A 26012-nucleotide genomic window follows, 5' to 3' on the forward strand; every position below is an offset into this window, starting at 1 on the left:
TTATAATTAATTAATAAAATAATCTTTAATTAATATTATTATATTTATTGTATTAAATTAGTAACAATATCATTAATATATGATTTTATTAAAAAATAAAAAATGTTTTATGTAGTTAAACATATTGTATTGATATAATTTTTTTATATATAAAAAAATATTATGATGTATAAATAGTTATGTTTTTTATATAAATACAATCTATAATATTTTATAGATAATGTTATTAAAAATTTTATTATAAAAGTTTTAATATATTAAATATGTTCTTTATACATTAGCATACTAAAATACAAATACTCTATTTTTAATCGCATTGTTAAATAGTACAATATTAATTTATAAACGCAGTAAATTAATAAAATTTTTCTAGTAATATTATATAAATATTTTTATTAAAAATACTAATTATTGCATTAATTAATATTGTAAATAACGTTATAATTATTTTATAGAATTTACTGTTATATTATTTATTTATCTTTAGTAAAAAAAGACTGAAGATCTTTTTGTAGTGATGACATCTTATTTACGTATTGTTTCTTACTTTCAGCGTCTTCTATTAATTTCATAATAATTGCTGATAATGTCATATTATGATTGCTAGCTAGTATAGATAGACGTTGCCATACTAAGTATTCTAAATCAATTGATTTTTTACTTGTATGTATATTCTGAGAATTAAAGTAACGTTTACGTCGTGCTCGTATAGTTTGTTGCATTTTTTTCTGCAAATCAATATTGATATAATGCTGTATCCACTCTTGAATACATATTGGTTCTTTCTTATATTTTAGCAGCATATCAATAGCTTGTTGGGTCAAATCATTATCTAGATCACGAGTAATAGGCTTACCTTCACGATATTTTTTTATTAAATATTGCCACTTCCAATCATTTTCTATATGTTTAATGTGTTGATATTTCATCAATATGTTTACCAATCAGCACGATAATATTATTTATAATAAATAACAATTTTATAAATTTGTATATTTAATTTTTTAAATTAATAAAGAATTAATATTAAATATATACACATAAAATAATTCAATTTCTTTATAAATCTTAATTATCAATATTAAATATTTTTTTAAATAAGATATTTAAGATCATAATGTTTTAAAGTATGGTGTAAAAAATTATTTCATTAAGCTATTTAAAATAATTATTTCTTATATACAATTTATGTTATTATTAAATTTGATTATAATTCAATTATTATAAATCTTGTTAATTAATAATGTAATAAATTATTAATTAATAATAATTTATTTCTTTATAATAAACAACAAATGATAATTCTTGCATTAATTCTTTATAAGATATTTATTAATTTATAATTAATATTATTTATTTAATATTTTTTTGTAGTCTTATTATAAATAATAGTTAAATAAATTATAAAATATTGTATTAAACAATTTATCATTACTATCTCAATCAATGAAATAAATTATTTATTTGTTAATAATTTATTCATAATGAACAAATAAATAATCTTTCATAAGATCATTTAGTGTTAAATATTTATATTTACTCATTTAAGTAGTGATAAATATTGTCTATATTATTAATATTACTCATGATGCAGATAAACTAATTTTTTTAAAAAATATAAAAACGTTATAGATAATAAAACAATTATTACTAGATGAATATTGTATTTACATAACATTACTATTAAATAGTATACTATATAATATATAGGAAATTATTAAAATGATTATTAATTACTATTAATCACTCTTAATTGATTGATATAAAAATTTAATTTTAGTGAATATAGTCTCTTTATTTATGAGATTTAAGATAATCTTATATAGCAATTACAAAGAAATATAAATGAATAATAAAAATTAATTATTTACATTACTTATAAATTCTAAAATTAATTTTATTATTTTTAAGTATTGCAAGTAATCTTGAAAATAATAAAAATAAAAAATGTAATATAGTGTATATAATATATTATATCTAAAATTTACTACATGTTAAAATAAGTTAATTAATAATGTTTTTCTTACTTGTTAATAGTTGTAATAAAAATGATATTTTATGTATGAATATAATATGAATTGAAAGTTAGTTTTTGTAAAGATAATACTATCTTTTTAATTTTGCATATCTTTAGATAATACTTTTAGTTATGTGTATTATAAAATATTATATAATGTATAAATATTACTTAACTATATCTTTTATTAAATTATAATAATATATAAATATATTAATTGTAATAAATAATATATTTAATTATATTAAAAGTTAATCTTTTATTAAATTTTTTATAAAATTTACTATATGATTATAATATATTATTATGTATTGCCTAATAATATTACTAACGAATTAATACTTTAATTTAGTACAACTAACTTATCGAATCATTATTTAGTAAATATCAATATATTAATATATATTTTTTCTTAAAAAGAATATTATATCCATAATATATAAAGTACTTTTTTATAGTATAAAATAATTTAATAAAGTATATGTAAATATAAAAAAATTAATATGAATAATCATTTATTAATTAATTGCTAAAATTATAACTATAATAATTACTGAGATGATCTAGTAAATAAATAATAAATTATATTCAAATAATATTATTGTTTTATGTCAAAATAATCATTATTAATTTAAAAATTATTTTTATAAAAAATTAATAATTTTTATAAATTATGTTAAATTAATTTAATTATTTGTTTTTGATGATTTATTATGATTACAAACATATAATACAGTTATTACAAGTAAGCTATTTTTAATATTTAAGAGAAAAATATAATTATATTATACTAAGTAATTTATATACTATTAATTATATATAATATTTTATATAAGTTTTTATAAACATATATAGAATATTTATATATTGTATATTTATAGGTAATTTGCTTTAAATGAATAATATATTGTTATGATAGTAGAATATTTTTTATTTTTGTATCCTTTAATAATAAAAAAGTTTAAAAATAATTCTTATTATCTTTATATATACAATATAGACATTTAATATAATATTATTTATATGCCTTTATTACTATTTATCAATACATCTATATTTAACTGTACATTAAAAAATAAAATACCATTATTTTAACAATTATATTATTTGATGTAATGTATAAAATATTGAGCATAATATTATTCATTATTAATATAAATATATAATTGATATATTAAGTATATAAAATGAATTAATATACTATCTATTTAAAATATGATTACATAAATATCCTATATATATAAAATTATTTTATGAAAATTAATATTTATTTAGTTTATTTAATACATCTAATAATTTAAAAAAATAATTTTTAACATAAAATATAATAATATTTATTATATACACTAAATAAGTTATATATTATTTAATAGTCTTAAATATGTAACTAAACAAATAAAAAATATTATTCAAATCATATTGTTTATAATGTTTAATTAAATTTTTAATAAATTATTTTTATATATAAATACCTTGAATTAAAGAATAACAAATAAATATAAAAATATTTAATATAGATATTTAAAATATTTTGCTAAAATAATTTTGCATAAAAATATTAAAATTACTATTATTTAATAGTAGATTAATAAAAAAATATAATTAAAAAAAATAATATTAATTATCCATCTAATATGAGATAATAATTATTATATATTATGTTATATATGAAATTTTTTAACAAAAATATTAAATAAAATTTATAAAGTACTACTTCGTTATAGTTATTACAAAATATTTTATATAATTCTTAATTTCTTTTAATAAAATATAATATGTAAAAATTATTTATTATTTATCTTAAAAATTATCTTCATAGTTAAAAAACTAGTTTGTATTAATTGAAAAATTATGGAATAATTTGTGCCACTTTATTGGCTTGATTTTTTAGGCCTATTTTATTATAATCATCATATAATAATTGTAGAGCCGAACGTGTTGCCTGAGTATTAGGATAATTACGTAACATAGTTTCTATGCGATTAATACTTGCTATATAAGCTCCATGTTTATTATAATATTCCGCAATAGATTTCTCATAATCTGCTAAACGATTTTGCAAATAAATAAGACGTTTTATAGAATCTGTCCTATATTTACTATCTGGATAACGATGAATTAAATTACTAAAATCCTGAAAAGCTTGATTAGCATACTCTGGATTATGATCAGCATAATTAATACCAAAAAATACCTGAAGCTCGTTATTATCTCGCTCCATATTACTTAGTCCACGCATATATAAAACATAATCATTATCAGGATATGTTGGATTCAAATGCATAAAACGATCGATTAATATTTCCACTGTAGGTAAGTCAGCTGTTTTATAATAAGCATAAATAAGATCTAACTGAACTTGTTGCGCATATGGTCCACAAGGATAGCAATTATCTAATAATTCTAGTTGCTTGATAGCTCCTTTAAAATTACCATCTTGTAACTTTTTCTGTGCTACAGCATAAATTTTAGAAGGGATATTACTAGATATAGAATTTTGGGAACGAGCACACCCTATTAAGACTAATATAACCGTGATAGTAATCATCATATACTGTATATACTTCATAATTTTTTCATTATTCTTTTTATTGTTATTAGCAATTTTATATGAAGCTTATAATTAAATTATACTTACATATTATACATAGTAATATTTAGATATTGTAAAGTTAATTACATAAAAAATCGATAATTCAGTAATTATACTATATAAAAATAATTATTAAGTGATACAAAATACTAATTTTTAGTCTAATATGTTTTATTATGAATTATTTTATAATACAATAATATTATTATTAATATATAAATAATCATCTATTATTAAGTAGATATATTTTAATTTTTTTAAGTAATATTTCTGAGTAATAGAATATTATTGTATTTATTTATCTCAAATTATTGTAGGCATAGCATCTTATTAAAATTTATAATACAATAAATATTTGAATGCTTGTTATTTTATAATTAAATCAGTGATTTTTATTATTTATTATTATAAATGATGAAGCAATCAATTAAATATATCATATCATCTACTGTTTTATAAACGTAATATTTTTTATTTTTAAAAAATTTAAAAATATATTATTATAATTAATTTATGAGTATGTATTTTAATATCTAACATATTTATATAAATATTCCTTATGTTTAAACTATGATGCTAACTAAATAATGTATTAAATATTTTTATAAAATACTACAACTTTAAATTTTTATTAATTAGAAAAAAGTTTTTTGCTGTATCATGCAATAAAGATTAGAATCATATTTATGATGAAACAAGATAACATTATATTAAGATATATTATATAAAAATAAGATAAATTAATGTAGTAACTGTACATGTCTAAATATTTTTATATGAATCATTTAATTTTAATAAATAATCAAGTAGTTAGCAGTTATTATAATACTCTGATTAAGTATTATATGATAGAAAGATAGTATAATTTAATACAAAAAATAAATATTTTTATAATTCTTTTTTATGAATTAATGCTTTTAATAATTTATGATGAATTCCCTCAAATCTTCCATTACTCATAACTAAAATATAATCTCCTGGTTGTGCTTGTTTTACAATGATATTAACCAGTAAATTAATATCTTCACTATAATATGTAGGTTGTATGCATTTTTTTGCTACTTCTATAACTAACAAAGAAATATCGTTAGGTTGGAATAAAAAGATTGCATCTGCATAACTTAATGCTGGAGCTAATGTATGTTTATGTATGCCCATTTTCATGGTATTGGAACGAAGTTCGAGCACAACAAGAATCCTTGCAGCTATACCTATTTTATGGCGAAGAGCAGTAAGAGTTGCTCTAATAGCGGTTGGATGATGAGCAAAATCATCATAGACTTTTACTCCAAAAGCTTCACCGCATAATTCTAAACGATGACGAGCATTAATAAATTTTATTAAAGAATGACAAGAATCATTTGGTAATATACCAATATGACGGGCAGCAGCAATTGCCATAAGAGCATTATACATATTATGTTCACCAATTAAATTCCAAGACACTTGTCCTACTACTCTGCCATATAATAATACTTCGAAATGGCTTGCATCAATATTCAGTTTACGAGCTTTCCATACTCCTGTGTTGCCTTCTATTTCTTCTTGTTCACTCCAACAACCCATCGCTATTACTTGTTGAATATTTTTGTCGTTAGCAGGAAAAATAATATGTCCTTTTTTTGGTACTAAGCGTACTAAATAATGAAATTGTTTTTGAATATCTTTTATATCTTTAAAAATATCAGCATGATCAAATTCAATATTATTTAGGACTAATAAACGTGGAGCATAGTGCATAAATTTAGATCGTTTGTCAAAGAAAGCACAATCATACTCATCTGCTTCTATAATAAATAATTCATTATTACCCATACGTGCAGAAATATTAAAATTTCCAGGAATACCACCAATTAAAAATCCTGGTTCATAACCGTAATCCTCTAAGATCCATGCAATCATACTAGCTACTGTAGTTTTGCCATGTGTTCCTGCCACTGCAATAACCCAACGATAGCGTAGAACTTGATTATAAAGCCATTGTGGCCCAGAAATATATGGAACATTTTGTTCTAAAATAGTTTCTACACAAGGATTACCCCTTGTTATTACATTACCAATAATAACTAAATCAGGTATTGGCATGATATGTGAAGCATCATATCCTTTCATAATATTGATGTCTTCTTTTGCTAATAATGTACTCATAGATGGATAAATATGATCATCAGAACCGGTCACTTGATGTCCTAATGTCCGTGCTAATAAAGCAAGTCCGCCCATGAAGGTACCACAAATCCCAAGGATATGAATATGCATTTTGTCTTAATTATATGTAATTGTTTTATATTATCATAATATTACCAGAATTATATTTGCAATAAAATAACTAAAAATAAATTTTATATATAAATAAAATATGCTTAATTAAGTAATTTTTTATAAAAATATTTATTATTTAATTAAAAGTAATGTATATCTGTTTTATAGTAAATATTATAAATATTATGAATATATTAATATTTATTGTGGGGAGAAAGTATGTTTATTGTTTATTACTCAAATAAATTAGATTCATTAAAACAAATTCTTATCAAATACATTGAACAACAACCTTTACAGAATATTCTTGAGCAAGAAATAATATTAGTGCAATACGATGGTCTAGCACAATGGTTACAAGTAGAGTTAGCAAAATATTGTGGTATAGCAGCTAATATCAAATTTTCTTCACCAACTAATTTTATTTGGAAATTATTTACTCTATTAATCCCAGAGATGTCAAAAGTAAATACCTATAATAAAGGTACTATGACGTGGCGATTAATGTGGTTATTACCACAAATGATCAGTCATCCAGCATTTAAACCTTTAGTCATTTATCTTTCTGATGACAAAGATTATCGAAAAATGTTTCAGCTTACATCTTATATGGCAATACTTTATAACCAGTACTTATTATATCGCCCAGAATGGCTACATATTTGGGAGCAAAACAAAAACGTGGAAGGGCTAGATAAATCACAAGAATGGCAAGCTCTGCTATGGGTAGCATTGCAAAAATATCATATCAATTTTGATAAATCTACTTCGTACAGTACTAATTTATATAAACAATTAATTTATATACTAAAAAAGACAATAAAATATCCTCACAAACTACCTAAGCGTATTTTTATTTATGACATGACAACTATGCCATCGATTTATTTAGAGATTTTTCAAATATTAGGAAAATATATTGATGTACATATGATGATTCTTAATCCTTGTCGTTATTATTGGGGTAATGATAAAGATTATACATGTAACGCTATAATACAAAATCTTAAACATATTAAGCAACAACCCGATATTAATAATTTACATGATCTTCAGGTAGAATCTAAGATAATGCATATATGTAACCAACGAAATTTTAGTAATCCCTTATTGGCATCTTGGGGAACATTAGGTAATAACTATATCTATTTATTATCTAAATATAAACATCAAAAAATACATATTTTTGTTAATTTATCTACAGATTATTTATTGATGCGCATTCAACGAGACTTATTAGAATTAGAAAATCATAGTCATCTTATCAATAGCTCACAATATCGTAAAAATAGCAAAGGAAAAAGACTCTTTAATATAGGTGATCGCAGTATTAGTGTCAATCTTTGTCATAGCCCTCAGCGTGAGATTGAAGTTTTACATAATAAATTACTTGATATGTTTAATCAAGATCTTACTCTTACCACACGTGATGTTATAGTAATGGTTCCAGATATTGATAATTATACACCGTTTATTCAGGCTGTATTTGGCAATACTCAATGCAATCGTTATATACCTTTTGTTATTTCTGATCGCAGCATACATAATACATATCCAATTATTCCAATATTCCTTAACTTACTAAATTTACCTAATAGTCGTTTTACTACTGATAATATTCTAAATTTTCTTGAATTACCATCTTTAGCTACACATTTTGGTATTAACGGAGATGACTTACGTCTTTTACGTTATTGGATTAACAAATCTGGTATTCGTTGGGGATTAGATGATAATCACGTGCGTAATTTAGATTTACCAGTAACTGGTCAACATACTTGGCAGTTTGGCTTAACTCGCATGTTACTTGGTTATGCTATGGATAGCAATTCTGGTGATTGGAATGGGATTTTACCTTTTGATGAATCTAGTGGTCTTATCGCGGAATTAATTGGTAAACTAGCAAATTTTTTGATGACTCTCTGTCATTGGCGTACACGACTGAGCGGTACATATAACATGAAAAATTGGCAATTTCTATGTCGTGACATGTTAAACGCGTTTTTTGTAAAAGATAATACAACAGATACTGTGATATCTCTTATAGAAAATGAATGGCTTAAGATTATTCATTATGGTATAAGTGCAGAGTATCCACAAGAAATACCAATTACTATTTTACGTGATGAATTAACATCTAGATTAAAAAATGAACGTATTAATCAAGGATTTTTAACAGGATCAATAATTTTTTGTAATTTAACTTCTATGCATTCTATTCCATTTAAAGTGGTATGTCTGCTCGGCATGAATGAAAATATCTATCCGTACTCTATCACGCCTATAAGTTTTGATCTTATGGAACAACAGATGAAAAAAGGCGATCCTAATAAATATAATGATAATCGATATTTATTTCTTAAAGCTTTGTTATCAGCACAACAATGTCTTTATATTAGTTATATAAGTCGATCTATTCAGAATAATACTAAGCAATCACCTTCAGTTATGGTACAGGAATTATTGGAATATATTGCTCAAAGTCATTATATGACCGGAGATAAAGATATAGATTTTGATTGTAGTACAAACAATGTTATGCAATATTTAAAAATCCAGCATCCACGTGTTCCCTTTGCATCAGCTAACTATATTATTAATAGTGCAAATCAAAGTTATAATCATACGTGGTTACCTGCTGCTTTAGGTAATGGTATAACACATGATACTTTTGCTATAAAATTACCTTTAGAAAATTTTACTATAATTACTCTAGATGAATTAATTAAGTTTTACCGGCATCCAGTTCGAGCTTTCTTTCAGATGCGTCTTGGTATTTATTTTTCTCGAGAAGTAACTAACATTCCTGATAATGAACCTTTTACACTAGATTATCTAAGTCGCTATAAAATAAATATTAAGTTATTAGATAAGTTAATTTACAATAATGAAAGTATATCTTTATTTAAGTATTTTTACTTATCTGGAAGGTTACCTTATGGTACTTTTGGGACATTATACTGGAACACACAAGAGAGAGCAATGCAAGAAGTGACTGAACAAGTAAAAAAATATCTTCAACCTGGATGTAAAATTGAAATTAATTATATAGTCAATAATATACAGATAGTTGGTCGATTACATCAAGTGCAAAATAATGGTTTGTTACGATGGAGACCAGCTATACTAGGAGTAATAGATGGTATAACATTATGGATTGAGCATTTACTTTATTGCTGTAGTGGTGGCACAGGAGCAAGCCGATATTTTGGCCTCGAGAAATCTTCATGGTATTTTGCACCTTTATCGCCAATAGATGCTAAAAAAAATATATTATCATTACTTGACGGTTATTGCAGAGGTCGTAGTTATCCACTTTTATTGCTGCCTAAAACTGGTTGGGCATGGCTTAACGCATGCTTTCATAAAGATTCCAGTTTAATAAATAGAACTGATGTCATTCAGATAAGAGCACACAAAAAACTTTTATCGGCATGGGAAGGAGTAAGTGGTGTAACAGGCGAGAGATCAGATCCTTATATAAAGCGCATTATATCCACATTAGATAACGAGACAATCAATAAGATTCAACAAGTAGCTGAACAGTATTATTTACCGTTAATACAAAATAATTTAGTTTAAAATGTTTAGACTTATATATTGGTAATACCGAATTTACAAAATTATTAGTTATCTTATGATTTCATATGCATATTGTGATTAGGAAGCTTAATCAATAAAACAATTTTATATTTTGAGGTAAATAATGGTTAAGATATTAATGCATAAGAAATTACAATATTGGATAATTATTATATTATTATTCATGAGTACATCATTTTTTTGGTCTATGATAAATTTTAATAACAATCAACATTATGGATGGAAACCGTTATCTCAAAGTATTAATCAAAGTGTTAATGATTCACGTTTATATAAAGCAATAAAACTTGATAATGGTATGCAGGTACTGTTAATTTTTGATAAATATGCAACTAAATCTTTAGCTGCATTAGCATTGCCAGTAGGATCACTAGAAGATCCGAATTCTCAGCTTGGTTTAGCTCATTATCTAGAACATTTAGTTTTAATGGGTTCAAAAAAATATCCTCAGTCAGATAGCTTTCCTGAATTTCTAAAAAAGCATGGTGGTAGATATAATGCTAGTACAGCTTCTTATCGAACAGCATTTTATCTTGAGGTAGAAAATGATGGATTACTGCAAGCTGTTGATCGATTAGCTGACGCTATTGCTGCACCTTTATTAGATCCAGTCTACTCCGATCTTGAACGTAATGCTATTCATGCAGAGTTAACTATGGATCGTTCGCGAGATATTATTCGTATGGCTCAGATATCAGCAGAAACTATAAATCCAGCTCATCCTAGTGCACGTTTTTCTGGTGGTAATAAATATACTTTAAGTGATAAGCCAAATAGTAACTTAAATCAAGAGCGACTATTATTTTATCATCGTTATTATTCGGCTAATTTAATGGTAGGTGTTATTTACAGTAATCAACCTTTAAATAAACTTGCTAAACTCGCTGTTAATTCTTTAGGTCATATTCCAAATCGTAATGCAAGCATACCTTCTATTACAGAACCTGTAGTTACTCCTGCACAACAAGGAATTATTATTCATTATCTACCAGCACAACCGTGTAAAACATTAAGAATAGAGTATCGTATTAAGAATAATAGCGCTGCTTTTCGTAGTAAAACAGATATGTATATTGCTTATCTTATTAGTAATTGTAGTCAAAATACATTAGCTGATTGGTTACAAAAAAATAGACTAGCAGAGTCTATTATTGCAGGATGTGATCCTATGGTAGATCGTAATGGTGGAATATTTTTTATTAATGTATCACTGACTGATCAAGGTTTATCTGAGCGTGATCGTGTAATTAGTGCCATATATAGTTATTTAAAATTACTTTGTGATCGAGGAGTACAGCAAATTTATTTTAATGAAATTGCGCATGTTCTTGATGTAGATTTTAACTATCCATCGATTATTCACGATATGGATTATATAGAATCGTTAGTAGATAACATGCTACGTGTACCATTAAAAAATATTTTAGATTCGTCTTATATAGCTGATGTATATGATCCAAAAGCGATTATTACACGTTTGCACAGTATGACACCTGAAAATGCTCGTATTTGGTTTATCAGCCCTAACGAACCACATAATAAGATTGCTTATTTTGTTGAGGCACCCTATCAGGTAGAACGTATAACTAGCAAACAATTTAACCATTGGAGTCATGTAAGTAAACATATTATATTATCATTACCTAAGTTAAATCCTTATATACCAAATGATTTTTCGCTTATGCATAACCATTTAGTAAAAACCTTAAAACCAACAATGGTATTAAATGAGAAAACATTGCGTGTACTATATATGCAAAGTCATTATTTTGCTAATGAGCCTAAGGTAAATATCATTCTATCACTACGCAATAAAATAGGATATAAAAGTATAAAAGAGCATGTAATGTTCTCTTTGATGGACTATATTGCTAGTATAACACTTAATCAATTAGTGTATCAAGCATCAATTGGTGGTATTGAATTTGCAACAAGTTATAAAGATGGTTTAATTATAAAAACTAGTGGATTTACGCAGTATTTGCCACAGCTATTTATGATGTTCATAAAACGCTATAATGATTTTAATATTACAAAGGAACAGCTAGAACAAGCAAAGTCATGGTATCGCAATCAATTAGATGCTGCTAGACAAAATAAAGCGTTTGAACAGGCTATGCAACCTATTCAAGAGCTATCGATGATTCCTTGTGTACAACATAGTAAGCAATATTTATTGCTATACAAAATCACACTTAATGATATTAAAAATTATCATAATTTGTTAATTAAAGAGTCTACTCCAGAAATGTTAGTAGTTGGTAATATTAACCTTATGCAAGTAAAAGTCATAGCACAAGATATCCGTGCTTATCTTAAATGTAATGGAAGAATGTGGTGGCATAGTCAAAATATAGTACTTAAACATAAACAATTAGCTAATCTGCAGATTAAAGGTAGTAGTACTGATTCAGCTCTTTTTGCGGGTTATATTCCACTAGAATATGACGAGTTTCAGGGAATGGCACATAGTAATTTATTAAGTCAGATTATACAGCCGTGGTTCTATGATCAATTGCGTACCAAAGAACAACTAGGATACGCAATCTTTTCTTACCCATTATGCATCGGTAATAGATGGGGTATTGGCTTTTTATTGCAAAGTAATCATGAGTCTCCAGAATATTTATATAATCGTTATTTAGAATTTTATAATAAAGTTGATAAGCGCTTAAAGATATTAAAAGAAAAAGATTTCAATCAGTATAAGTTTTCATTATTAAGTCAGTTGCATCGGCATCCACAAACTCTTAATGAAGAATCTGCACGCTTATTTAATGATTTTAATCATGGTAACTTTGAATTTAATTCTAGGGAGAATCTAATGAAATATATTGCTAAACTTACAAGTCAAGATATCATAAGATTTTACCATCGAGCAGTGATGGAATATCAAGGGGTAGCATTATTATCACAAGTACTAGGTAAACATGCTCGGGGATACTATGCTACACCAAAACATTGGATAACATATGCTAGTACTGTAGAATTACAAAAAAATTGGCTATAAAGATCTCTTCATCATGATTAATATACAAAAATTAAATGCTTTAACATTACCTCTTATAGGAGAGTGCTTGATTGAAGCATCTGCTGGCACAGGTAAAACATTTACTATAGTAGCACTTTATTTGCGTTTATTATTGGGTATTAATAATACAAAAATATACCGTCCTCCTTTATCTGTGGAAAAAATTTTAGTAGTAACCTTTACTAATCTAGCTGCTGAAGAATTACGTACGCGCATTCGTAGTAATATACATGCTTTATGCATAGCATGTATACATGGTAAGAGCAATAATGCTTTATTGTCTGAATTATTGCAATTAATTCATAATAAAAATGATGCTATAAATAAGTTATTAACTGCTGAGCGTCAAATAGATCAGGCAGCCATTTATACCATTCATAGTTTTTGTCAACGTATGCTCAGTTATAATGTTCTCGAATCCGGTGTTTTATTTCATCAAATTTTCGTACAAAATGAATTACCTCTGTATCGACAAGCATGTGCTGATTTTTGGAGACGATGTTGCTATTCATTACCTCTTAATATAGCTGCGATAATCAGGCAAGAGTGGCATGAACCTAATCAATTATTAATAGATTTACAGCCCTATTTACATGGTGTATTACCAGAAATATACCAGCTGAACTTTGATAATACAACGCTAGAACAAAAACATCAGGAAAATATTAAACGTATTGATACTGTAAAGTCTCTTTGGCGTGAAGTAATGGGAAATATTAAATGCCTAATTATGGATTCCGGTGTGGATCCTCGTATATATAATAGTCATTCTATATCTAAATGGTTAATCAGTATTAATAATTGGGTTACCACAAAAACACATAATTATCAACTACCTAAAGAGATTAAAAGATTTAAACAAAATACTTTAATAAAAAATACAAAAAATAAACTAGCTCCATACAATAAATTATTTACTGCGATTGAGCAGTTATTTATAGAACCTTTATCTTTACGTAATTTATTTTTATCTCAAGCATTAAAAGCAGTGCGAGCTAATATTCAAAAAGAAAAAAAATATAATGGACAAATAGGATTCAATGATCTTCCTCAATACCTATATGAGGCTTTACATCAGCCTAATAATCATATTTTATGTAAGGCAATTTATCGTCTTTATCCTGTTGCTATGATTGATGAATTTCAAGATACAGATCGTCAGCAATATAATATTTTGCAGAAAATTTATAGTCAGTCATCAAAAGGTGCTTTATTTTTAATTGGTGATCCAAAACAAGCTATTTATTCTTTTCGTGGAGCTGATGTTTTTACTTATATGCATGTGCGTAATAAAATGAAATGTTATTATACTTTGGATATTAATTGGCGTTCATCACCTGGTATAGTTGCTGCAGTAAATAAGATTTTTTCAACAATTAAAAATCCATTTATTTTTATTGATATTCCCTTTATACCCGTTATTTCTATTAAAGATAATCAAAAATTATGTTTTAAAATAGAAGGAAATATTCAAGAAGCAATACATATATGGTTAAAACCAGGTAAAGGTTTTAGCGGTATAGAATATAGACAATCTTTAGCAACTAAATGTGCAATACAAATTCGTGATTGGTTAACTGCTGGTCAGAAAGGCACAGCATTACTTTATACTAAAAAAAAAGATCTACACGGCAATAATATCACAAAAGTTGTTGAGGCTTCAGATATTACTATTTTAGTTCGTACTAATGTTGAAGCAACATTAATGCATAATGCTTTAAAAGAACTTGCAATCCCATCAGTTTATCTATCTAATCATGATAGTATTTTTCAAACTTCAGAAGCAAATGATTTATTTTTATTATTACAAGCAATATTATCGCCACAAGAAGCACATTTATTACGTAGTGCATTGGCAACAAGATTATTTGGATGCAATGCACAACAGATTCATGATCTTAATTATGATGAAAATCAATGGGGCAAGTTAATTACTGAATTTACTATGTATCGTCAGCAATGGATTACTTATGGTATATTACCAATGCTGCATAAAATTATGGCACACAGAAAAATAACAGAAAATTTGTTAGCTAGTCAATCAGGAGAGCGTTGTTTAACAAATGTATTACATATTGGTGAATTATTACAAGAAGCATCTTTTACTGTACATAGTGCAGAAGCATTGTTACATTGGTTAGCTAAAAAAATAGATAATCTTGATATTCACTCAGATAACGAACAATTACGCTTAGAAAATGATAATTCTTTAGTTAAAATTATGACAATTCATAAATCAAAAGGATTAGAATTTCCTATTGTTTGCTTACCTTTTATTGGTAGTTATCGTGTACAAAAAAATATATTATATCATGATCGTAATAATTTCAATATAATTATTAATTTAAATAATACTCATGACGTAGTACAATTAGCTGAAGAAGAACGCCTTGCTGAAGATATTCGTTTACTTTATGTAGCTCTTACAAGATCAATATATCACTGTAGTATTGGTCTTGCTCCTTTGTTTGTTGGTAATAGAAAAAAACAAGGTAATACAGATATGCATTTGTGTGCTATTGGTTATCTTGTACAACAAGGCAAAGCAGGTGATTCAGTCATGTTGTTAAAATGTCTAAAGCTTTTAGAAGATAAAAATATTAAAATAATAAATATTTACGATCAATATCGTTCTCCTTGGGTGCCACCAATACAAGATAAAAAAAATTTGAAAAATAAAACATGCACTCGCAATATACAAGATGATTGGCGTATCACTAGTTATTCTGGATTACAACATCAAAGTAGTGTTCAACCAGTATATTTATCACCAAAGGTAGATAAAAATTTTTATAGGAATTTAGAAGAATTCAGTTTGACTGATTTTACGTCGCATACTTTTCCTACAGGTATTAAATCAGGAATATTTTTGCATAGATTACTCGAGCTATTAGATTTTACACGTGCAATAAATATTACATGGTTAACTGAACAAGTAATCCAAGCAGGGTTGAATATTAATTGGGTATCAGTATTAAAGTATTGGTTAGAGTCTATTATACATGCTCCTTTAGCAGAGCAAGGTCCTTGTTTAGCCAATATACCTCCAAATCATATGCTCTCTGAATTACAATTTTATTTATCTATTGATGAACTAATTAGTAGTACTGCATTAGATGCTCTTATTAAATATTATGATCCACTTTCATCTGAGTGTCTATCTTTAAACTTTAAACAAGTTCGTGGTATGTTAAAAGGTTTTATTGATGTAGTATTTTATTGGCAACAACGTTATTATATACTAGATTATAAATCTAATTGGTTAGGTAAGGATTACACTTTTTATACACAAAAAATAATAAGGTCAACTATGATAGAACATCGTTATGATTTTCAGTACCAATTATATTCGTTAGCTCTTCATCGTTATTTACGTCAACGTTTATATAATTATCAATACGATCAGCATTTTGGTGGAGTATTTTATTGTTTCTTGCGTGGCATAACTCGAGAACAACCATTAAATGGTATTTTTTATTGTCGTCCAGCTGCTATTCTTATAGAAAGTATAGATAAATTATTTGGTTATAAAAAAAAGTTGTAGAAAAATGATTTTTGACCTTCTTTTACGTATGGAGAAAAAAAAATATCTTCGTTCTATTGATATACATTTTGCTCGTTTAATAGCTTCTCCTAAGCAACCTCATTTAGCCTTAGCCGCTGCTCTAGTTAGTAATTATAGTTACTATGGGCATGTTTGTTTACCTATAAAAAACTTATGCATAGAAGTATTAATAATACATTTTCCAGATGTTTCTTCTGACATAACATATTTTTTTGGAAAGTTAACTCAAAAACAATGGCATATATTATTAATTAAAGAAGAAACAGTAAGTGATGGTAGTTATGTGGCTCCTCTTATTTTACAGTATAAACGTTTATACTTACATCGTTTATGGAGAGAAGAAGTACTGGTAGCACGTTTTTTTACTGATTTTCATGTATCATTACATGATAATACATTATTACTTAAAAATATTTTATCTTATATTTTCCCTTTTACAACTTTATCTAATGATCTTAATTGGCAAAAAGTTGCTACTAGTGTTGCATTAACACGTAAAGTATCAGTCATTACAGGTGGTCCTGGCACAGGTAAAACTACAACAGTAGCAAAATTGCTTACAGCATTAGTTCTTTTATATCCACAAAAAAAATTACGTATTCAATTAGCTGCTCCTACGGGCAAAGCTGCTGCTCGTTTAATATCAACATTACAAGCAATCATTAAAAGTATTAATAATACTAAAACATATGAATCTATTCCAAAAGAAGCTTATACGTTGCATCGTTTACTAGGCGTTCAGTATAATAGTAATAATATGAAGTATAATTGTAATAATCATTTGCCTATAGATGTACTCATAATAGATGAAGCTTCAATGATTGATTTATCAATGATGTCTAAAATTATTGCAGCTCTTCCACAAGAAGCACGTTTAATTTTGTTAGGTGATCAAGATCAACTATCTTCGGTTGAAGCAGGAGCAATTTTAGGCAACATATCTAGCTTTGCTAAATTTGGTTTTCGCCCAGAGCGTGCTAAAGAATTATCTATGTTATGTACTAATATAGTACCTGCAGGTAAGATCAATCCAAATATTGCAGTACGTGATAGTATTTGTTCATTAAAAAAAAATTATCGTTTTAATGTTAACTCTGGTATTCATCAATTGGCAATGGCCGTTAATGCGGGTGATATTGTACGTACTAAGAATTGTTTAAATGGGCAGTTTATTGATTTATCTTGGATGACGATGACTTGTAATAATGATTATACTAGTCTTATTAAGACTTGTGTTCAAGGTTATAGTTCAATGTTGCAATTAGTTCATAATAAAGCTGATGTAAAAACAGTGCTAGCATATTTTATGCGTTTTCGTTTGTTGTGTGCGTTACGTGAAGGTCCTTTTGGTCAATTTGGATTGAATGAAAGTATCGAAATTGCATTAATTAAAGAAAAATTAATTAATATTAATAAACATGCAAAAAATTATCAAAATTGGTATAATGGAAGACCGGTTATGATAACGCGTAATGATAGTTCACTAGGATTATTTAACGGTGATATTGGTATTACCTTTTACAATACGATAGATAATATGCGTGTATATTTTCAATTAGCTGATGATTCAATAAAATATGTTCATCCTGGTCGGTTATCAAAAGTAGAAACAGCTTATGCAATGACCGTACATAAATCGCAGGGTTCTGAATTTGAACATACATTATTAGTATTACCCAATTATTTGTCACCTCTAGTAACTCGTGAATTATTGTATACGGCAATAACCAGAGCTAAAACTCAGTTTACACTTTTTGGTCAGGATAAAATTCTTACAGCAGCAATTTGTAGTTCTCAATTACGTAGTAGTGGTTTGATAAAGAGAATGTATCTTTCCTCTTAAATATTAAGATAACTATAAAAAATAAATTTTTTATTAAAGAAACAATTGTAATGATTTTATTATACATAGTTATGTATTAAATATATGTGTTAAGCATCTTTGTAAAGATAAATCATCTAATAATTTAGTAATAAATTATAGGTAGTACAAATAATCATTAAATTAAAAAAATAACTAAGTTATACAATGTTTGATCAATATACTATATAAATAGTTATAATCTTATAATCAAGTACAATATAAAATATATGTTATATGATATATATAATAATAAAAATTTAATTTTATATAAAAATTTTAAGAAATATAGTTTCTTAATATTTTTAAGAAAAATATTATATCTTTTTTAAAAAGATTTAATAATTTTTTAAAATTATATATGTAATAGTAAAATATTAGGTAAATATTTTTGAAAAAAATTGAATATTCTATAAATAGCATACAATACATATATAATATAAATTATACTGTTATTATATTGAAATAACTTAAGTATTTTAAAAAAATATTTTTTTATTAGTGATAATTATTATCAAGTAAATTTTTTAAAAAGGATTTGATCTTATCAAGATTTTATTAACATTGTCTATCACCATGACTAATATCAAAAAATATTTAAAAATCAATTGTCTTTATTTAAGAAATAATAAAATATCCAATATATATTAATATATTTTTAATAATAAAGATAACTTAGCAACATACTTAACAAAGTATATATTAAAATAATAATAGACTTTAATAATTATTCTATAATAAGCAACATCTTACTACTAAATGAATATTTAGTATTATGAGCAAGATAAATAGTTATTAATATTATCTTGTATATTGTATTATTTTTCATATATTCACTAAATACTTTATTTAACGACTATCATTTAGATACATAGTATATATAATTTATAAAAAATTTTTATATAATTATTTAAATTGATATTATATGTAATAATTTTTTAATATAAGTATTATGACTAATTATTATAATCACTACACTAAACGTTTAATAACAGATTTATTATAATTGTTTAACTCATAAAATATTTTACATATGTCAAATCAAAATAATTTTCTTAAAAATATTTTTAATATTAATAAAAAAAATACACATGATAATCTTTTCTCAATGCCTATTCTAAAATTAGAAGATTGGACTTTTAATGAGCATATAGCTGAAGTCTTTACTGATATGTTACAACGTTCAATACCTGGGTATTCTAATATTATTGCTATGATTGGAAATTTAGCCGAACGTTTCGTTCAGCCAAACACAAAAGTATATGACTTAGGTTGTTCATTGGGTACAGCAACTATTTCTATATATCAAAATATCCATATTCAAGGATGTCAAATCATAGCTGTTGATGATTCTCCAGCTATGATTAAGCATTGTCATAGTAATGTTAATAATCTTTGTGATCAAACGTCTATAAAAATTATAGAAGCATGTATTCAAGATATTGATATTAATAACGCCTCTATGGTAGTGCTGAATTTTACACTACAATTTTTAGCACCATTAGAAAAACAGTATGTGCTAAATAAAATATATCAAGGCTTGCTACCTAATGGTATATTAGTTTTGTCTGAAAAATTAAATTTTGAAGACAAAGCATTAAATAAAACATTATTTGATATGCATTATTTTTTTAAAAGAAATAATGGTTATAGTGAATTAGAAATTAGTCAAAAATATAGTATGTTAAAAAATGTAATGTTTACTGATTCACTTAAAACCCATAAACATCGTCTCAATCAAGCCGGTTTTAAACATACAGAAATTTGGTTCCAGTGCTTGAATTTTGGATCTTTGTTAGCTTTTAAATAAGGCATAATAAAGTGATTAAATTTGATAAATTTTATAAAATTATTGCAAATAGTAAATTAAGTAATTGGCTTGAGATTTTACCAACACAGTTAACTATTTGGCAACGTTCTTCTTTGCATAGTAAATTTATATATTGGCGCAATATTGTTAAGAATCTTCCAAAAATAACACCATATTACTTAAACTTATTGAATAGTGTTAGTGCTCAAGGCAAAACTGAGCTATGTTCGAGTATTAAAAAAGATATTAAGATAATGTTACGTGCCTTAATGCCATGGCGCAAAGGACCTTTTAATTGTTATGGTATTTATATTGATACTGAATGGCGGTCTGATTTCAAATGGAATCGCGTATTACCGCACCTTTCTCTACTAAAAGGTCGTACTGTTCTTGACGTTGGTTGCGGTAATGGATATCATTTATGGAGAATGATTGGTGCTGGTGCAAAATTAGCTATTGGTATTGATCCAATGGCATTATTTCTGTGTCAATTTGAAGCAATACGTAAATTATTAGGTCAAGATCAACGTGTACATATGTTACCGTTAGGTATCGAGCAATTACCAAAACTTGCTGCATTTGATACTGTATTTTCCATGGGAGTTTTATATCATCGTCGCTCTCCATTAGATCATATTAATCAATTAAAAGATCAATTAGTACAATATGGTGAGCTAGTTATTGAAACGATTATAATAGAGGGTGATGACAATCAAATACTAGTTCCGTATGAACGTTATGCTCAAATGCGTAATGTATATTGTATTCCTTCAATTCAATTACTAATAAAATGGCTTACAGCATGTGGTTTTATTGATGTACGCGCTGTTCATACTTGCCGAACTACACCTTATGAACAGCGATGTACTAATTGGATGACAAAAAATTCTTTAGTTAACTTTCTTGATCCTAATAACCATAAAAAAACTATTGAAGGTCATCCAGCACCTATTCGTTCTATAATAATTGCTCGTAAACCATAATTAACATTATTAATAATATAGATTAAATCTTTTATCCTCGTTAATTTAAAAGATATACATTCATATTACATAAAATATAGTAAAATTTTCAATCATTTATTATCTATATAAATGTTATTATAAGATATTTAATACTAACAGTAGCATACCGTGTAACTAGTTGCTTAAATATTTATTTTATATAATATATAACATATTGATTATTATTAGTATATTTTTCTTTTTTACTAAAAAGTAATAATTATAAAACATAGAATGCTTTTATTAGTAATAATTAATAAATAATAATCAATTTATTATCACTATTGACAAAAATTTAATTTTTTAAATATTATTTAATATAATGATATTATATTTGTAATACAATGATTAAATAAAATAATTATTGATTATAATTAATTTATTTAATCTGCAGAATTTACTACAATTAAAATAATATTAATATTAAAATATGTAATATAGATATTACTTTAATTATATAAAATTAAATTAACAATTATAGTATCTTTATTATAATGATGTGTATAATATAGGTAATATATTTATATATATTAATATTTTTATTACAAATAATACTTTAAAAGTATAAAAATTATTTTATACATACTTTATTTATACAGTAAATATACAATAAGATTATATGTAATAGAATTATAATCATTAAAATATATTATCATATGATTATATAATATTAGTAAAGTATAACAAATTCATCCAAAATATATAATAAGCATAATAAATATTAATAATATTTTTTAATTATATAATAAAAATAAATGAAATTATAAAAAATATAAGTTAATTAAACTTTTTATAATTATAATGTTAAACAATAGTAATAATACAATATATATACAAGTGAAGTATAATATTATTATAATGGTAATAATGACACTTACTAAGGAGATCCTTAATGCCAATCACGGCTCGAAAGTTGTACCGTGACACTTTGAATTTTTTTCGTCATCAATTAAATACAATATGCCTTCTAGTATTATTAACTGCATTAATATCAATAATTTTAAATCATTTATTTATGATAAATGGAGATGATTATAGTATTCTAAGTCACACTGATATCTCGTATAATACAGGCATGGGATTGCAAGAGATCATTCAACAAATGACTTCTGCACAACAAAAAAGTCTTTTAAAAATTTCTCTTGCAGCTAGTTTTGCTGCCTTAATAAGTAATGTTATTTTGTTAGGAAGTATGCTAGTACTTATACCATATGCTTCTAAAGGTCAGCATCTTAGCCCATTACGTGCTATTTGTATTGCTATTCCAACTTTACCATATCTAATATTACTTATGTTTGTATGTACTGTAATAGTACAATTAGGAATGACTGCATTTATTATACCTGGTATTGTTTTTGCAATAGGCCTTTCTTTAGCACCAATAATTATGTCTAAAGAAGGAACAGGTGTTGTTCAATCTATACATATTAGTTTTCGTTTAGCATTTGCTAATATACGCTTAATTATTCCAGCAATTATTTTTTGGTTAGTTACAAAATTATCTCTTCTGATGTCATTAAAATTACTATTTACTTTACATCCAATTATTGCTATGCTAATAATAGCAGTATTAAGTAATTTAGTATCTGTATTATTAATTATATATTTATCACGTCTTTATATGCTTAAAAAATAGCAAAAATATAAATTATATTATAATAACTATCTTTATAAAGATACATTATCTTTGAAAAATAATGTTGCTGATAATTATATATTTAGTGTTTATAAATAATTTATTATCTAATCTATAATAAAATGATTTATGTAAAGAAGTAATAATTTTATCAATAAATTTATATAGTAATTTATACATAAAATTAATTATTATATTACTTATAATGTTAAAATTAAGTGTTTAATAATTTTATTTTTAATAAAAATCATTAAAAACTTAATTTTCTTAAATTTATATAGTATTTCTGAAATATTATATTAATTTATACTTTATTAATAACATTATTACTTTAATAAAAGTTTTAAAAATAAATACAAAATACTATAATTTAGTTATTTATTATGTTACAATAATATTAATTATAATGTAATACTTTTCTTGAATAAAGATATTAAGTATATATGTCGTAATGTATTAAGATTTTTATTATTTTTTATATTTATTGTAATAAATATTATATATGTAATATTTATTAACCATAACTTCATATATTACTTTGTAAGTTTATTACATTTATGTATATTTTTAATACTATTTCTCTTGCATCTATTTTTATAGATAAAATACAATCTATTTATATTATTAGTGGTGATAAATAGATAAAATAGTATTTTTTATGTTTTTATTAAATAAGTATAATACATAACTGTGCCTAAGTAATATATATTGATATATATAATTATATAGTTATTTATATTGAAAATTAATAAATTTGTAATACTATAATAATATAAAGATATTTTTTTGTAATCAATAACATTTATCTTATGCTTAAAATATCACAAAATAATTGATATATTTATTTTATAAATAGGTATTAACATTGTATGTTTTATTATTCATACATAACGATACATAATAATTATTAGAATAATATTTAATTATAGATGCATAATATAATTACTTTAGTATAGATATAATTATCTAATTTTATTTGCAAAAATTTTATTTTTATATATTTAAATAGTTCTAATATTTATTTTTATTTAAATAATATATATTATCTATAAATAATATATATATTTGCTATACCTAGTATTATAAAAATTTTTATATATAAATTTTCACTAATTATTTTTTCGAGAAAGTTATATAATGAATATTATATTAATAATAACATTAGATGGTTAAATTTTATGTCATTTTGTTTTCTGTCTTGGTAAATAATATATCAATAACTTTCAATAAAGTGATTGATATATTATTTACCAAGACAGAAACTAGAAAAAATATGTCCTAGTAAATCATCAGACGTATATTTACCAACAATCTCATTTAAAGAATTTTGAGCTAAATGTAATTCTTCAGCCAACAATTCAAATTTATAAGTATTTAATAAATATTGTTTACTATATATCAAATGTTGTTTTGCTGTTTTTAATGCCTGTAAATGACGTCTACGAGCTAAAAATTGACCTTCTATATTATTAGTAAAACCCATACTCTTTTTAAGATAATTTCGTAGTATATCAATACCTTCACCTGTTAGAGCAGACAATTTTATCAATGAGTAACCATTCATAGTAATCATATGACCCAAGGTCTCGCCTGTTATATCTATTTTATTACGTATAACCGTAATTGGTATTTTTTTTGGTAAGTAAGTAATAAAATCTGGTAAAATATTTGTAGGTTCAATAGCATTGGTAGTAGTACCATCAACGATTAAAAGTATATGATCAGCTTGATTAATTTCATTCCAAGCTCGTTCTATGCCGATATTTTCTACTTCGTTATTTGCTATACATAATCCAGCAGTATCAATAATATGTAGCGGCATATTATCAATATGTATATGTTCGTGCAAAACATCACGTGTAGTTCCAGCTATTTGTGTAACAATAGCAATATTTCGACCAGATAATGCGTTTAATAAACTAGATTTTCCTGCATTAGGTCGTCCAGCAATTACTACTTTCATTCCTTCACGTAATACATATCCTTGTCGTGCTGCAGTAAAAACTAATTGTAATTCTTCTATCACTGCATACAACTGTTCTTTTATGTCTTTATAAGAAATATGATTAATATCTTCATCAGGAAAATCAATTGCTGCTTCAATAAAAATACGCATATTTGTAAGTAATTGAATTAATCTATGAATACGTTGCGAAAAAACTCCTTGCAAAGAATTTACTGCTGAGCGAGCTGCTTGTTCTGAGCTTGCATCTATTAAATCGGCAATAGCTTCAGCTTGTGCTAAATCTATTTTATTATTAAGGAATGCACGTTTTAAGAATTCACCAGGATTAGCCATACGTACATCTTGAATCTCTAGACTATGTTTTAATAGCATATCTAACATTACTGGTCCACCATGTCCTTGTAATTCTAGTACATCTTCACCAGTAAACGATTTTGGTCCCGGAAAATATAAAGCAATTCCTTTATCTAATAAGTTACCTTTGGTATCTTTAAAAGGTAAATATTCTGCATAGCGTGGCTTAGGTATTTTGCCTAATAATGCAATGGCTACTTGTGTAACCTGACAGCCTGATATTCTTATAATTCCTATACCGCCTTGTCCTGGAGGAGTTGCCTGAGCTACTATGGTATCTAAGTGAATCATTTTATACTCTATTATCAAA

At 25.0% G+C, this 26012-nt stretch carries 11 protein-coding genes; 7 read left to right on the plus strand and 4 right to left on the minus strand.

Annotated elements, in window-relative coordinates:
* Nucleotides 1–473: 473 nt before the first annotated feature.
* From matP to mpl, 3 genes are all read right to left on the minus strand, one after another.
* Nucleotides 474–929, minus strand: a complete 456-nt coding sequence (matP, locus tag GII40_RS01060) for a macrodomain Ter protein MatP (RefSeq protein ID WP_226813547.1) — start codon at nucleotides 927–929, stop codon at nucleotides 474–476.
* A gap of 2937 nt (nucleotides 930–3866) precedes the next feature.
* Nucleotides 3867–4586 carry an outer membrane protein assembly factor BamD gene (bamD, locus tag GII40_RS01065; protein WP_226813548.1) on the minus strand — a complete coding sequence of 240 codons (720 nt, stop codon included), beginning with the start codon at nucleotides 4584–4586 and terminating at the stop codon, nucleotides 3867–3869.
* Between the two features lie 912 nt (nucleotides 4587–5498).
* On the minus strand, nucleotides 5499–6869 hold the full coding sequence (mpl, locus tag GII40_RS01070) for a UDP-N-acetylmuramate:L-alanyl-gamma-D-glutamyl-meso-diaminopimelate ligase (protein WP_226813549.1): 1371 nt from the start codon (nucleotides 6867–6869) through the stop codon (nucleotides 5499–5501).
* Nucleotides 6870–7091: 222 nt separating this feature from the next.
* Between mpl and recC the strand changes: the two genes are divergently transcribed.
* From recC to GII40_RS01105, 7 genes are all read left to right on the plus strand, one after another.
* Nucleotides 7092–10454, plus strand: coding sequence for an exodeoxyribonuclease V subunit gamma (gene recC, locus GII40_RS01075; RefSeq protein ID WP_226813550.1), 3363 nt, complete (start codon nucleotides 7092–7094; stop codon nucleotides 10452–10454).
* A 139-nt stretch (nucleotides 10455–10593) separates the two neighbouring features.
* The gene (gene ptrA / locus GII40_RS01080) at nucleotides 10594–13485 is read left to right on the plus strand and encodes a pitrilysin (protein ID WP_420885599.1); all 2892 of its coding nucleotides are present in this window, start codon (nucleotides 10594–10596) and stop codon (nucleotides 13483–13485) included.
* A gap of 13 nt (nucleotides 13486–13498) precedes the next feature.
* Entirely contained in the window at nucleotides 13499–17050 is a 3552-nt protein-coding gene (gene recB / locus GII40_RS01085) for an exodeoxyribonuclease V subunit beta (RefSeq protein WP_226813552.1), read from the plus strand.
* A gap of 4 nt (nucleotides 17051–17054) precedes the next feature.
* Complete coding sequence (gene recD / locus GII40_RS01090) at nucleotides 17055–18914, plus strand: exodeoxyribonuclease V subunit alpha (protein WP_226813553.1); 1860 nt, start codon at nucleotides 17055–17057, stop codon at nucleotides 18912–18914.
* A 1051-nt stretch (nucleotides 18915–19965) separates the two neighbouring features.
* Nucleotides 19966–20742: a carboxy-S-adenosyl-L-methionine synthase CmoA gene (gene cmoA, locus GII40_RS01095; protein WP_226813554.1), complete on the plus strand. Its 777-nt coding sequence runs from the start codon at nucleotides 19966–19968 to the stop codon at nucleotides 20740–20742.
* A gap of 11 nt (nucleotides 20743–20753) precedes the next feature.
* The gene (cmoB, locus tag GII40_RS01100; RefSeq protein WP_226813555.1) at nucleotides 20754–21725 is read left to right on the plus strand and encodes a tRNA 5-methoxyuridine(34)/uridine 5-oxyacetic acid(34) synthase CmoB; all 972 of its coding nucleotides are present in this window, start codon (nucleotides 20754–20756) and stop codon (nucleotides 21723–21725) included.
* A 913-nt stretch (nucleotides 21726–22638) separates the two neighbouring features.
* Nucleotides 22639–23382: a YciC family protein gene (locus GII40_RS01105; RefSeq protein ID WP_226813556.1), complete on the plus strand. Its 744-nt coding sequence runs from the start codon at nucleotides 22639–22641 to the stop codon at nucleotides 23380–23382.
* A 1243-nt stretch (nucleotides 23383–24625) separates the two neighbouring features.
* On the opposite strand, the gene mnmE is transcribed toward GII40_RS01105, so the two are convergent.
* The gene (gene mnmE / locus GII40_RS01110) at nucleotides 24626–25993 is read right to left on the minus strand and encodes a tRNA uridine-5-carboxymethylaminomethyl(34) synthesis GTPase MnmE (RefSeq protein ID WP_226813557.1); all 1368 of its coding nucleotides are present in this window, start codon (nucleotides 25991–25993) and stop codon (nucleotides 24626–24628) included.
* Nucleotides 25994–26012: the final 19 nt, after the last annotated feature.

This window comes from Candidatus Profftia lariciata, from assembly GCF_020541265.1.
In the GTDB taxonomy this organism is placed as follows: Bacteria; Pseudomonadota; Gammaproteobacteria; order Enterobacterales; family Enterobacteriaceae; genus Profftia; species Profftia lariciata.